The following is a 13,068-nucleotide window of genomic DNA, read 5'->3' as shown; positions in this document are numbered from 1 at the left end:
TTGTTTTAAAAAGCTGATAGGTAGAAAATTCAAATGAAAAAACTATTTCTGGTCGCTTTGACGCTTTTCACCTTTGCCGGTGTGACTTACGCAGATCCGTGTAAAGATAAAACGAAAGAAGCGAAGACCATGCTCGCCAAATGTAAGGCGATGAAGAAGGGCTCGTCTGGTTACAAACAGTGCGCAAGTTCCTATAACCTTTTAAAAACCCAGGCTCAGCAGGCATGCCGCTCAGGTGGTATGGATGAAAACGAAATGCAGGCCGCTATTAAGCAGTGGCGTACGCAGGTCGATCGCTGTAAGGGTAAGCAGAGCTCTCGTTGCGCTAGCGCGCTTCAGCAGCTCGGTAACTACCAGTATCGCTTGGAAGAAAAGCTCCAGGTCGATGCTATGGCCCAGTATGAAGAAAACGTGGCATGGTGCGAAGACCGTGATAACGAACCGGCTAAGTGCCAGAACCTCGGATCGGGCCCGAAGGTCGATCACTCCAAGTCTCTCGGCTACTTCCTCGAATACATTGATAAGTATCCGAAGGAAACCAGAACTCCGAACGTGATGTATCAGGCTTCCTTCGTCTATGAAGCAAGTGGCGAAGAAGAAAAGGCTTACAAGCTCCGTATGCGTCTCGTGAAGGAATTCCCGGACAACGGTCTCGTTCCGAAGACCTGGCTCCGTATTGCGGAATACCACTTCATGAACCGTAAATTCCGCGAAGCTATCGATGCTTACAAGCGCGTGACCGGCTTTGAAAACCTCACGGGTAAGGAAGCCGCTCTTGCCATGTACCACTTGGCAGAATCTTACTACAACATCGCCGAATACGAAGTGGCTGCAAAGACCTATTTCGTTTACATCGACGGTTCCGACAAGGGTAAATATCCGAACGACTTGCGTCTTGAAGCTATGGACTTCATGGCAGCCTCCTTCTCTGACATCGATGACGGTGTCCGCGTGGCCGCTAAGTTCCTTAAAGACAAGAAGGTCCAGTTCAAGGATTCCCTCTACTACCGTATCGGTATGAAAAACAAGGACCACGACCGGAATGAAGAAGCCGTGCAGTCCTTCAAGTACTTGCTTGATATCAACCCGGATTATGTGGACGCTCCGCTCGCCGACGTCGCCATGGTTGAAATCCTTATCATTCAGCAGAAGTTTGATGAAGCTCAGGAACAGCGTAAGCTCGTCGTGAAGCGCTACAGCAAGAACTCTTCTTGGTACAAGAAGAACAAGCAGTATCCGAAGTCTGTCGAAAACGCAGAAAAGGCTATCCGCTCTGCAATGCTCGACATTCCGCAGTACGATCACGCTCAGGCTGCTAAGCTCATGAAGCAGGGCGACACCGAAAGTGCTAAGAAACGCTATGACATCGCTATCAAGGGTTATAACGAATTCTTGAGCCATTACAAGGCTGAACCGTCTTGGGATGAATACAAGGTCTTTGCAAACCTGGCTCTCGTCTATCAGGAAATGAACCAGTTCGCCAAGGCGGCTGACATGTTTAACAAAATCGTGGACGCAGACACGAACCGCTATGGTCGCCGCGCTCTCGGTTCCGCTGCTCCGTACAAGAAGGAAGATGCGGGTTACAACGCTGTCCTCATGATGGATAGAGCTCGTGCCGATGCCCAGAAGAACAAGGCTGGCGATGATCCGGTGAAGGCTTACAATCTTCCGGAAACCAAGGCTTACTTTGCTCAGATGGACAAGTACATGAAGAAGTTCAGCAAGCAGAAGGAAGCAGTGGAGCTTGCCTACAACGCAGCCATTGTCCGCTATCAGGCTAAGCAGTTCAAGCAGGCTGTTATCGACTTCCGTGCTTTAAAGACGAACTATCCGAATAACCAATACATTTTGCTCATCAGCCGTATGCTTGCTCAGTCTCTCCTCGAATCCGAAGAACTGGATGAATCTCAGAAGGAATTCGAATGGCTCTTGAAGCAGTACACCGAAGTCAAGGCTACTCGCAATGACTCCATGGCTAAGATTATCCGCACTTCCATCGCCGCTGTACTCTTCCAGAAGGCAGATAAGGCAGTGAAGAACGGTCAGTACGAACAGGGTGCTGTCGCTTACTTGGACCTCGTCAAGCACTATCCGAAGGAATCCTTCTCGGATAAGGCTGTGTTCGAAGCCGGTACCGCTTACGAAAAGGCTAACAACTACGATAAGGCCGCTCAGACCTTCATGATGATTCCGAAGAACTACGGTTCTTCGCCGCTCACCATCAAGGGTATCCTCCGTGCGGCTATGGCTTATAAGAAGGCTGGCAAGCCGGAACAGGCCGCTCAGACGTTCCTCTTCATTACGAACAACTTCGAAAAGGATTCTATGGCATTTGCAGCAATCGGCTTCGCCGCTGCTACCTATGACTCGATTCCGAACAAGAAGATGGCCGCTCAGACCTACGAAATTGCTTACAAAAAGTATCACGATCACGAAAAGACTCCGGGCATGCTCTATAGTGCTTGCTTGACTTACGATGAAGCCAAGCTTCCGGAAGAAGCGATCCGCTGCTCGAAGGACCTTGTTCGCGACTACCCGAAGAGCTCCTACGCTCTCGACGCGGCGTTCAGCATCCCGGTTGCTTACCAGAATGCAAAGCGCTGGTCTGAAGCTGCTGACGCTTACATCTTCTTCGCAAAGACCTATACCTCTGATAAGGAAAAGCTCATCGCTGCTTACATCGGAACGGCTCGTGCATACCGCGAACTCAAGGATGATAAGAACGCTGCTGATTACTACAAGAAGACTCTTGATGCTTACGACAAGTACGGTCTTCAGATCAAGAATGCCGATCCGGGCGTTCCGGCTGAAGCTGCTTACTACCTTGGCGAAATGGAATACGCCAAGATGGACGCAATCACCGTTTCTGGCAAGCAGAAGCAGAAGGACGCAGCCGTCAAGAAGCTCACCGAAATCTTGAAGGTCGCTGTCGGTCACTACTCGAAGTCTGCTACTTATGCATCTGAACAGTGGACGTTCCGTGCCACGAACAAGATTGGCTTCCTCTTCGTGACGATGGCCGCCAAGATTCGTGAACAGGAACTCAACGGTAAGACGAATGAAGAACAGTTCGCGGAACGCATCGGCATTGTCCAGCAGTTGCCGGGTTACTACGATCAAGCTCAGCCGATCTTCCAGAAGAACATCGACCTCGCCCGTGACCAGGGCTTCTACAACGCCGACGTCATCGCCGCTGAAGAAGGCTACATCGAAATGTACTACCAGGGTTGTGCCGTGTTCGTCGAAGTGGGTGATGCTTTCGCTAACTCTCCGCTTCCGGATAGTGCTGAAATCGTGGCTCAGTATGTGGAATACGACGGCATGACGAAGGAAGACGCTGCATTCGCTGCTGGCGAAGACCTCCAGGCCTACCGTGATGAATTGTCTAGCCGTTCTCAGGCTGCTCGCGAAGCTGCTGTTCCGCGTTGCGCAACGGGTATTCGCGCCTCTGAACACTATGGTATCGATAACCAGTGGACTCAGAAGCTCTACGACATGCTCCGTAACCTCGACGAACAGAACGAAGCTCTTCAGATCAAGATCACGAAGTTTGATGCTTCCAAGCTCTTCCAGGATCCGAGCTACTTCAAGATGAAGGCTCGCTTGGAACAGGTTCGCGCATCGAAGGTCATGACCAAGCAGGAACAGCTTGCGACTTACCAGGAAATCTTGAAGGATGCACAGGCTGAAAACGAAAAGCTCCGTGCTGAACTCAAGGAACTCCAGGCTCGTCTGGCTCCTCCGCCTTCGGCAACTCCGGCTACTGCCCCGGCTCAGGCTCAGTAAAGCGATCTTTTACAAGAGAAAAGTCCCGCAAATGCGGGATTTTTCTTTTTTAATTTGGGGTAATGAAAATTTTACAGCGTAAATGCGCCCCAAATCGCCAAAAATAAAATAAATATGCCTTTACAGGAAACAATCACAAATCACTCGTATAAAAGGAGTATCCTAATGTCTAAAATGCTTGAATCGTTCAACCCGGCGAACTCTGGTTGGCAGTTTATGTGGATCATTCTTGCCGTCTTCGCAATCGGTATCGGTTTCTCGATTGAACGTATCGTTTACATTCTCATCAAGAGCGCAAAGGGTCGCGGCAAGTTCTTGAACCAGTTCGGCCAGCTCATCAGCGCTAAGCAGTATGACCAGGCTTTGAGCCTCGCTAACTCTTCCAAGCTCCCGATCGCTAAGGTCGTTGCTGCTATCGTTAGCAACCGCGATGCTGGTCGTGAAGCGATGGTGAACGCTTGCGATGCTGTGTTCCTCACTGAAGCTCCGCGTCTCACTCGTTATATTTCCATCATTTCCGTTATGGCTTCCATCTCTACGTTGATCGGACTTATGGGTACGATTTACGGTCTGATCTTCACGTTCGACGCTGTTGCTAACAAGCCGGCTGCTGAACGTCCGAAGGCTCTTTCCGATGGTATTGCTATCGCTATGGGTACCACGCTCCTCGGTCTGATTTCTGCAGTTCCGCAGCTCGTCATCGTGGGTATCCTCAATATGAACAGCGAACGTCTCATTCAGGAAATGGAAGAAAAGGGACTCAAGATCATCAACGCCCTGTCGTAATTGTTGTTGGTTAAGAACAATTAATTAGATAGGAGTTAAAATGGCAAAAGCAATCAAGAAATCAGGAAAAGTCGAAGAACCGGATTTGCTTCCGGCGATGGGCTTGTTCACAATTCTGATTCCGATGCTGCTCTCCATGACCTCGTTCTCGAAGTTGGCAATTGTTGAAGTCAATCTTCCGGAACGCTCTATGATGCAGATGGATGACCAGACTCCTCCACCTCCAGATGAGCAAGCATTGAATCTGTCCTTGGCCATTACTGATGAGTATCTCGTTATCGGTGCCCGCGGCGGTTTCCAACCCAACGTTTACTTTAAGGAATTTTGGGTTTTCCGTTGCAAGTCCGATGGCCAGCTTATCAAGTATGCGGCAGACGACGTAAAGAAGGCTATTAGTTCCGGCTCTGCTCCGAAGTGCAAAGACGGCAGCGAAATGGACAAAGAAAAGTATATCTATGACATCGAATCGATTGAATTAGATATGATTGAAAAGACTTCGGAAGAAGACGCAGGTCGTTTGATGTGGGGTATTTATACCTCTCAGTCTGAAGGCCAGCCGGATAGCGTCCTGGTCGATGGTAATAGCAACTTCCTCGCTCTCGTGGGTGAAGGCGAAGGTGGAATTAATCCGCCGGCAGCTCTCAAGAAACCGGGTGCAGGTGTTGGTGTCGCTACTCTCGCACAGAACTCAACCCGTAAGCTGAAGCCGGAAGATGCTGCAAAGCTTGTCGTTTATCCGCTCTCTGCGTATGACGAAATCTCTAAGCAGCTCATCCAGATCCATACGGCTTTCATTGACCTTGAGGACGTGGACAACATCATTATCGTGGCGAACGATAACGTCCAGTTCGATAAGATCATCCAGCTGATGGACCGCGCTAAGTCCGCAGGTTTTGTCAAGGTTAACCTTGCAAAGTTGGGAGGCTAATAATGGCACGTAAGACTCGTAAATATTCAGAAGACGTCCCGTTCTCCCTCACCTCCATGATGGACATGATGACCATCATTCTGGTGTTCCTTATCAAGAACCTTGACGCTGAAGGCCAGTTGATTACCCAGGCGGAAAACCTTGTCCTTCCGATTTCTACCTCTAAGGTGCAGGCGAAGGAAGTTTCCCTTTCTGTGGTTGTTGACGCTGGTCACGTGGTGGTCGATAATCAGAAGATTGTGGCGACTCCGGACGTGATGGCTCAGGAAGACTTGTTGATCGCTAAGGTTGACTCTGTCTTGAAATTGCGTCGTGAAACGGAACGTGAGCACGCTTTGAAGGCTGGCCTTCCGGCTGATGAAGCGGGTAATATCATTATCCAGATCGACAAGAACATCCCTTATGATGTGATGTACAAGGTGATGGCAACGTGTGGCTTCTCTGGCTATACGAACATTGCCTTCGCAGTGAACATGAAGAACGGCGGGGAGGAATAATCATGGCAAAAACGAAAAAGCAAGTAGATCCGTTTGTTGCTTCCTTGATGCCGGAATCCGACAAACGCTTCGCGGGTGTCGCATTGATTTCTCTTGTTGTCGCTCTTTCTGTATCTCTTTGGGCGTCTATGTATGAAGCCGTGGTTGACGAAGTCATCTTCGAAGAAACCGCTGCCGAAGAACTCACGACGACCATGAAGATTGAAGAGAAGAAGGAAGAGAAGAAGGAAGAAAAGAAGAAAGAAGAACCGAAGAAGCCTCGTAAGAAGGCCGGTGGTGGCGGTAAGCCGCGCGGAAAGGGTCAGCCGAATGCTCCTCAGACCCGTGGCGTGCTGAAGCTCCTCACCGCTCAGACTACGAAGTCCAACTACGCTGCTTATGACCTTATGAAGGACCAGAAGTTCTCTAAGGACATTAACAAGGTGTTGAAGGACGTGGCAGGTCTCCAGACGACGGGTAAGACCGTTCTCGGTGGTCGTCGCGGTAAGGCTGACGGTGGCTTCAACGAAGGCTACGCAGAAGGTGGTTCCGGTGGTATCGGTGACGGTCTCGGAAGCCTTCTCGGCGGTGGTGGCGGTGGCATTGCTACCCGCTCCAAGGGAACGATCAAGACTCCGTCTGCCCGTGACATTGACATGGGTGCAGGTGGTGGCTCTCGTTCTGCTGCAGACATCATGAAGGTTGTCCGTCAGCGTACGCCGGGTCTGCGTCACATCTACAATAAGTACTTGAAGAAGCAGCCGGGATTTGCCGGTAAGGTGACGCTCCGCTTCACCATTGCTCCGGGTGGCGATATCATCTCCATCTCCATTGCATCCTCGACCACTGGTTACGGTGAATTCGACAATGCAGTGAAGAATACGGTGAAGCGCTGGACCTTCAGCAAGGTCAAGTCGGGCAACACTACGGTAACGATTCCGTTCACCTTCTCTGAATAATTCGTTATTCAAGCATGACAAAAGGACTGGAAACATCCGTTTCCAGCCCTTTTTGTTTATTTTTTTCTTGCGAAATTTGTGAAAGCAAATTACTTTTACAAAAAAAACAGGAGTTGATTGATGAACATGAGAACTGCTGCTGCGCTGGGATTTACGGTTGGAATTTTAGGCGTAGGTTCTGCGTTTGCTACGTTTGCCCGTGTTGAATCCATGGGCAAGAACACGACGTACATCATGGACGACGTGAGTATTTTTGGCAATCCGGCCAATATCAACCTTTATCCGAACTACCTTATCGGTGGTTTTGGCTCTTATTTGGACAATGTGGAAACGGGTACGAATAAAGATCCGCAGCATCCGACTTTCGGCGGAATCTTCTCGCTCAGCCTTGGCAGCGAAGAATCTCCGGATCCGCGTCTTTCGATAGGCGGCCTTTTTGGACGTGAAGATGCGCTTTTGTTCCGATTCCTTCCGGATTATTACATCGACGCAAACGGTAACAAGCATAGCTTGCCGCAGACCGTGACGAACTTTGACGGCTTCCTCGGCGGTACGCTTTCGAACGGTAACGCTCTCGGTTTGCACATTTATATCGCTCACCAGGACGGCGGTTATGAAACGGAAAACGGTGACTACCAGGTTGACAGTGATTCCTACGCCTCTGTAATCCGTGCTGATGGAGGTTTTAACCTCCAGGTGACGAATACGATGGACTGGGAACTTGCTGCGGGTATTGCCCGTGTGCAGTACGGTCCGGAACACAAGAACTTCTTTGATGACGGTGACTTCTCTTACCTCGTCAATTCTCGTGCTTTTGTGACTCTCGAAGCCATTGACGGCGAACTTGTCCCGGCGATGAACGGTCACTTTATCAAGGCTCCTGGCATTCGTGAAACGCACGCTCAGGCAGGTCTCGGTATTAACGTGGGCTTGGATAGAGGCTTCTTCTGGATGGGCGCTGACTTCGTCTGGAACAAGAAGAAGGCCCATAACTGGAGCATCGATTACGATACCGGTGTTTCGGCGTATGACGCTCAGGACGATGAGCATTCTTACTGGGATAAGCGCAAGGATATCGGCGGCGTGATCAGCTTCGGTATTGAACGCAACATCTGGTACGATTGGTTCGTGATCCGCGTGGGCGGTCAGAAGTCCATTCTTTACACGGAATGTGACGTGGATTCCCACAACGCAGGCAAGAGCGGCATCTGCTCGGACAACGGTTCTTTCTTCTCGACAAATCCGATTGGCAACGGCACGATGGATGACCATGTCGGCTGGGGCTTCGGCATTAACATCGAAGAAAAGCTGAAAATCGACGTGACGATCGCAGAAGACCTTCTCTTCCGCAATCCGTTTCAGGGTGAAGGCCGTTGGTTCTCCCGTTTGGACGCCACCTATTCCTTCTAAGAAAAATTCTTGATTTTGAAAAGAGCGCTGTTCCTTTGAAACAGCGCTTTTTTATATTTAAATCATGCGAAAATGTTTGTTGATTTTATTCGCGTGCCTGTTCTTTTGGGGCTGCTCGGAACCGCAAGAAAATATCGAGGCGAAACTCTCTGCGTACCTGCAGGACGATTTGAAGTTTATGGTGGCGCAGACGCTCAAGGCGAGCAACGATAAGGGCGCCTTACTGGATTCCCCGTATTTTAAGATCCGCGATTTGCGATTCTTTGACAAGGAACATTCCAAGATGTATTCTGCCTATGCGAATGTGGAATTTTTTATCTACCGCGACATCGAAATGTTTGAAGAACGAAAGTACCGTTACGATAATCGATTCCTGCAATGGGACCGCTATTTGAAACGGTGGCATTTTGGTACAGACGTGGATAAAAATTGAATATCTTGTCACTTTTTTATACTATATTTTTTAGCAAAAAATTAAGAAGGAAATCATACTTTGTTCGGACTTTTCTCTTGCGATATCGGCGTTGATCTTGGAACGGCTAATACCCTTGTTCACGTTGCTGGACAAGGTATTGTAATCAATGAACCTACGGTCGTTGCTATGGACCGTAAAAACGATCGTGTGACTGCGATTGGTGGTGAAGCTAAAAAAATGCTCGGACGTACTCCGGGTGCGAATGTGGCTATCCGCCCGATGAAGGACGGCGTGATTGCAGACTTCCAGTTGGTGGAAATCCTGCTTTCGACGTTTATTAAGCGCGTCCAGAAGTATCCTCTGTTCCTTGTGAAGCCGCGCGTTGTAATCGGCGTTCCTTCGGGCATTACAGAAGTGGAAAAACGCGCTGTGACGGATGCGGCTCGCATGGCTGGCGCAAAGGAAGTTCATTTGGTGCATGAACCGATGGCCGCGGCTGTCGGCATGGGTATTCCGGTGGATGGCCCTGCAGGCAATATGATTGTGGATATCGGCGGTGGTACGTCGGATATCGCTGTAATCGCTTTGAACGGCATCGTGTGCAACGCATCGGTGCGCGTCGGCGGTGACGAAATGGATGAAGCGATTGTGAACTATCTCCGTAAGACCTACAACTTGATCGTCGGCGAAAGCACCGCAGAACAGATCAAGTGGGCAATCGGTTCTGCTTATCCGTTGGAAGAAGAATTGACGATGGACGTGAAGGGTGGCGATGTGATGGCTGGCCTTCCGCGTACGATGACGATTACGAGCCAGGAAATTCGCGAAGCTTTGGATGAACCCGTAACGGCGATTGTCGACGCTGTGAAGCAGGCTCTTGCACTGACACCTCCGGAACTCTCTGCGGACATTTTGGACCGCGGCATTATCATGTCGGGTGGTGGTTCCAAGCTCCGTGGTTTGGACGCTCGTATTCGCAAGGAAACCGGTCTTTCGGTGAACGTGATCGACGACCCGCTGCTCTGCGTGTGCAAGGGTGCCGCTCGCATTCTCGAAGAATTGGACAAGTTCCGTCCGGTCTTGATTTCGTCCACGATTTAATTTTGACAGTCCCGCTAGAAAATGCAGATTTTCCGTTTTCTTGGAAACGTCCTTGCTAAAGGGCACGGGCTTGTCCTCTTTGTCATTCTGCTCATGATCGGCTTCGGTATTCGCCATCTGGAAAAAGATGGAAAGGAAACCGTTATCGCCGGAGCGCTTTCTTCCGTGTACTATCCGGCACAGGTGGTCGTTTCTTCGGTGAATCGTATTCACTCGGTTTCATACGAAAATGATTGCTTGAAGCGTGAAAACGCTCGCTTGAAAATGGAACGCGATAATTTGCGCGAAGGCATGGAAGAATTGCAGCGCCTGCGTGAGCTTGTCCATTTTGACAACGTCTGGGATTATTCCATTGTGACGGCGCGCGTGATCGGCAAGAACCCGGGTCGCTTTTTGACGACATTTGTGGTGAACCGCGGTACGGAACACGGCATTGAAATGAACATGCCGGTTTTTACGACGCATGGACTTGTCGGTAGAATCTCGGCGGTTTCAAATTCCCATTCCAAAGTGCAGCTTTTGCCGGATCCTTCGCTGCATGTTTCTGTGATGGTGCAGAGAACGCGCGTGGTGGGTTTTTTGGAAGGTGGTTCGGTAAACTACTTGAACGCTTCGATTCCGTCTTATACAGGCGTTCACGAAGGGGATACGGTGGTGACTTCGGGACTTGGTGGAATTTACCCGAAGGGTATCGGTATAGGTGTTGTCCGTTCCATGCACAAGGGCGATTTGGATGTGGTGACGGAACTGGAACTCGATCCGTTCCAGAACTTTACGCATCTTGAAGAAGTTTTCATTATGCAGAAGAAACCGGATTGGGTTTTGCAGGAGATGTTGAAAAATGCTGAAATTCATTAAACATCTCGTTTGCTTTATCATCACGATCGTTTTGCAGACGACGCTCGCTTCGTGGATCAGTTTCTACGGTCAGCAGCCGGATTTTGTTTTAATCTTCATTGTGGTGATGGCACTGTCGCATGGTCCGGTTTCGGGCATGCTCTGGGGATTCTTTGCTGGATTTTCCGAAGACGTTTTTGCTTCGGTTGATTGGCTCGGTGCGCAGACGATTGCTTTTACCTGCGTCGGTTTTGGTGTGGGACAGTTGGAAGAAAGATTCTTGCGTTTGAACCTCGCGACGAAGGTCGCTTTGCTCGGACTTGCATTCATGCTGAATGATTTCGTCTATTACGCTTTGATCGGAATTTCCCAGGAAAGCGTGACGACATTCTTCCTTTTGAAGACGCTCCCGGAATGCATTTATACGATGCTGTTCGGAATTCCTTGCTTCTTCCTGTTGAATCGTTTTGATCGTGTGAAACGTTGCAATGTTTAAAGCGCAGAACGAATTGCAAAATCGCAATTTAAGGTCGCTTGTTTTTATGGCGGCAGTAGCGCTTGTTTTTTCTTGTCTCTCCGTTCGCTTACTTTATCTGCAATATGCACGTTATGAAGAGAACCTGCAGAGCTCCGATGAAAACCGTCTGCGTCGCATTGTTCTGAAAGCGGAACGCGGTTTGATTTTCGATCGCAATGGAACGCTTTTGGTGGGTAACCGCCCTTCGTATCAGATCGTGATCAAGCCTGCGGAAATCCGCAAGATGGATGCGGAAACCAAGGACTCGCTTTTTAAACGCTTGATCCATTTGAAGGATTCCCAGGGAGAACCGATTTTCGATTCTGCGGTGGTCGATACGATGTTCCAGCGTTCCGCGTGGAAGTCGCATGGGACACTTCGCATTTTGGAAGATGCGTCGGAAGAACAGGTCTCTATTGTGCAAGAACGTTCTTTTGAGTTCCCGAGCGTGACGACTGTGGTGGAATCTCGCCGTTCGTATCCGTATGGAACTTTGGCGGCGCACTTGCTCGGTTATACGGGTGAAATTTCGGATGAGCAGTTGGAACGACCGGAATATGCGGGATACTCGTCGGGCGATCGTGTGGGGCAGAAGGGTTTGGAACAGCAGTATGATGGCGAGTTCCGTGGCGAAGACGGTGTGAAGTACGTTCAAGTGGACGCCTATGGCCGTGAAGTGGGAAACATTGAAGGGATGCAGAATGTGCCTTCGGTTCCGGGCTACGGAATGGTGACGACAATCGATTTGGATATTCAGAAGGCGGCGGAAGAAGCTTTGCCGGATTCTGTGCGTGGCGCTGTCGTTGCGATTGATCCGAGGTCGGGTGAAATTCTTGCAATGGTTTCTTCGCCGCGTTTGGACCCGAACATTTTTTCTTTGAAACGGCGAGAACGCAATAAGGGTTGGGCGAAGGTCGCCTTGGATTCGACGCGCCCGTTGATGAACCGTGCGGTGGCGGGCGTGTATCCGCCGGCATCTGTTTTTAAGCTGGTAACGTCGGGAGCGGGACTTGAACATAAGCTCGTGACGGGACAGACGCATTTGCCGAAACCGTGCACGGGTGGTTTTACGTTCGGCGCGCGTTATCAGAAGTGCTGGGGTACACATGGCAATTTGGACTTGGTGAATGCGCTTCGCCTATCTTGCGACGTGTATTATTACCAGCTCGGTTTGATGCTTGGCATGGAACGCATCAATGAATTCGGACATCGTTTTGGTCTCGGTCATAAGCTCGGTGTGGATATTCCGGGTGAAAAGGCGGGCTGGCTTCCGGATTCCGTTTCATTTAACGCGCGCAACAAGCGTAACGGTTGGCGTTGGGCGCGCGGTTTGATTTTGAACTTGGCGATTGGCCAGGGCCAGCTCGTGACGCCGCTCCAGGAAGCGGTGCTTGCCGGTTCCATTGCGACAGGCAAGGGCGTTTTCCGTCCGCACTTGATGAAGGAATTGCGTGACGTGGATGGCAATGTGGTGGGACGTTACATTCCGGAAAAGATTTTTGAAGGCAACATGAGCGAATCCACGCACAGGACGCTCCTTGCCGGCATGGATTCCGTGGTGAACCATCCGGGAGGAACGGGTAAGCGTGCTGCGCTTCCGGGAATTCGTGTGGGCGGCAAGTCCGGTTCTGGCGAATGGAAGAAGGGCGAAAAGACCCATGCGTGGTTTGTTTCTGTCGCTCCGCTTGACGATCCGGAAATTGCCGTGGCGGTGATCCAGGAAGCTCAAGGCGGTGGCGGATCTATGTCGGCTCCGGTATGCCGTAAAGTGATGGAAGCCTATTTTGCGAAGAAGTATCCAAAGGACTCGACGGAGGTAAAAGAGTGAGAGGCTCCGGACGTTTTTTGAA

11 protein-coding genes are annotated in these 13,068 nt (G+C 50.2%); all 11 read left to right on the top strand.

Features of this window, described 5'->3' with window-relative positions; all coding sequences use genetic code 11:
- The first annotated feature begins 33 nt into the window (after positions 1-33).
- The 11 genes from BGX16_RS03260 (at position 34) to mrdA (ending at position 13,046) form a co-directional block, all read left to right on the top strand.
- Entirely contained in the window at positions 34-3,789 is a 3,756-nt protein-coding gene (locus tag BGX16_RS03260; RefSeq protein ID WP_100424772.1) for a tetratricopeptide repeat protein, read from the top strand.
- A 165-nt stretch (positions 3,790-3,954) separates the two neighbouring features.
- Complete coding sequence (locus BGX16_RS03255; RefSeq protein WP_100424771.1) at positions 3,955-4,575, top strand: MotA/TolQ/ExbB proton channel family protein; 621 nt, start codon at positions 3,955-3,957, stop codon at positions 4,573-4,575.
- Positions 4,576-4,615: 40 nt separating this feature from the next.
- Complete coding sequence (locus BGX16_RS03250) at positions 4,616-5,503, top strand: ExbD/TolR family protein (RefSeq protein WP_100424770.1); 888 nt, start codon at positions 4,616-4,618, stop codon at positions 5,501-5,503.
- A 2-nt stretch (positions 5,504-5,505) separates the two neighbouring features.
- Positions 5,506-6,000, top strand: coding sequence for an ExbD/TolR family protein (locus BGX16_RS03245; protein ID WP_100424769.1), 495 nt, complete (start codon positions 5,506-5,508; stop codon positions 5,998-6,000).
- 2 nt (positions 6,001-6,002) lie between these two features.
- A complete protein-coding gene (locus BGX16_RS03240; protein ID WP_100424768.1) occupies positions 6,003-6,938 on the top strand; it encodes an AgmX/PglI C-terminal domain-containing protein in 936 nt (311 codons plus the stop codon).
- A gap of 120 nt (positions 6,939-7,058) precedes the next feature.
- Positions 7,059-8,348 carry a hypothetical protein gene (locus tag BGX16_RS03235; RefSeq protein ID WP_100424767.1) on the top strand — a complete coding sequence of 430 codons (1,290 nt, stop codon included), beginning with the start codon at positions 7,059-7,061 and terminating at the stop codon, positions 8,346-8,348.
- A 76-nt stretch (positions 8,349-8,424) separates the two neighbouring features.
- The gene (locus BGX16_RS03230) at positions 8,425-8,781 is read left to right on the top strand and encodes a hypothetical protein (RefSeq protein WP_100424766.1); all 357 of its coding nucleotides are present in this window, start codon (positions 8,425-8,427) and stop codon (positions 8,779-8,781) included.
- A 60-nt stretch (positions 8,782-8,841) separates the two neighbouring features.
- Positions 8,842-9,864, top strand: coding sequence for a rod shape-determining protein (gene mreB / locus BGX16_RS03225; RefSeq protein WP_100424765.1), 1,023 nt, complete (start codon positions 8,842-8,844; stop codon positions 9,862-9,864).
- Positions 9,865-9,885: 21 nt separating this feature from the next.
- The gene (gene mreC / locus BGX16_RS03220) at positions 9,886-10,722 is read left to right on the top strand and encodes a rod shape-determining protein MreC (protein WP_100424764.1); all 837 of its coding nucleotides are present in this window, start codon (positions 9,886-9,888) and stop codon (positions 10,720-10,722) included.
- Complete coding sequence (mreD, locus tag BGX16_RS03215) at positions 10,706-11,197, top strand: rod shape-determining protein MreD (RefSeq protein WP_100424763.1); 492 nt, start codon at positions 10,706-10,708, stop codon at positions 11,195-11,197. Before mreC ends, mreD begins: the two co-directional genes overlap by 17 nt.
- Positions 11,190-13,046: a penicillin-binding protein 2 gene (gene mrdA / locus BGX16_RS03210; RefSeq protein WP_100424762.1), complete on the top strand. Its 1,857-nt coding sequence runs from the start codon at positions 11,190-11,192 to the stop codon at positions 13,044-13,046. The genes mreD and mrdA overlap by 8 nt, the downstream gene beginning before the upstream one ends.
- Positions 13,047-13,068 lie beyond the last annotated feature (22 nt).

Origin of the sequence: Hallerella succinigenes, assembly GCF_002797675.1 — a bacterium.
Taxonomy (GTDB): Bacteria; Fibrobacterota; Fibrobacteria; order Fibrobacterales; family Fibrobacteraceae; genus Hallerella; species Hallerella succinigenes.
This window is presented reverse-complemented; position numbering and strand designations above follow the sequence as displayed.

Coding starts and splice junctions, on each gene's coding strand:
- mreD (WP_100424763.1), top strand. CDS start 10,706: ATGCTGAAATTCATTAAACATCTCGTTTGCTTTATCATCACGATCGTT.
- BGX16_RS03260 (WP_100424772.1), top strand. CDS start 34: ATGAAAAAACTATTTCTGGTCGCTTTGACGCTTTTCACCTTTGCCGGT.
- BGX16_RS03245 (WP_100424769.1), top strand. CDS start 5,506: ATGGCACGTAAGACTCGTAAATATTCAGAAGACGTCCCGTTCTCCCTC.
- BGX16_RS03255 (WP_100424771.1), top strand. CDS start 3,955: ATGTCTAAAATGCTTGAATCGTTCAACCCGGCGAACTCTGGTTGGCAG.
- mrdA (WP_100424762.1), top strand. CDS start 11,190: ATGTTTAAAGCGCAGAACGAATTGCAAAATCGCAATTTAAGGTCGCTT.
- BGX16_RS03250 (WP_100424770.1), top strand. CDS start 4,616: ATGGCAAAAGCAATCAAGAAATCAGGAAAAGTCGAAGAACCGGATTTG.
- BGX16_RS03240 (WP_100424768.1), top strand. CDS start 6,003: ATGGCAAAAACGAAAAAGCAAGTAGATCCGTTTGTTGCTTCCTTGATG.
- BGX16_RS03235 (WP_100424767.1), top strand. CDS start 7,059: ATGAACATGAGAACTGCTGCTGCGCTGGGATTTACGGTTGGAATTTTA.
- mreC (WP_100424764.1), top strand. CDS start 9,886: ATGCAGATTTTCCGTTTTCTTGGAAACGTCCTTGCTAAAGGGCACGGG.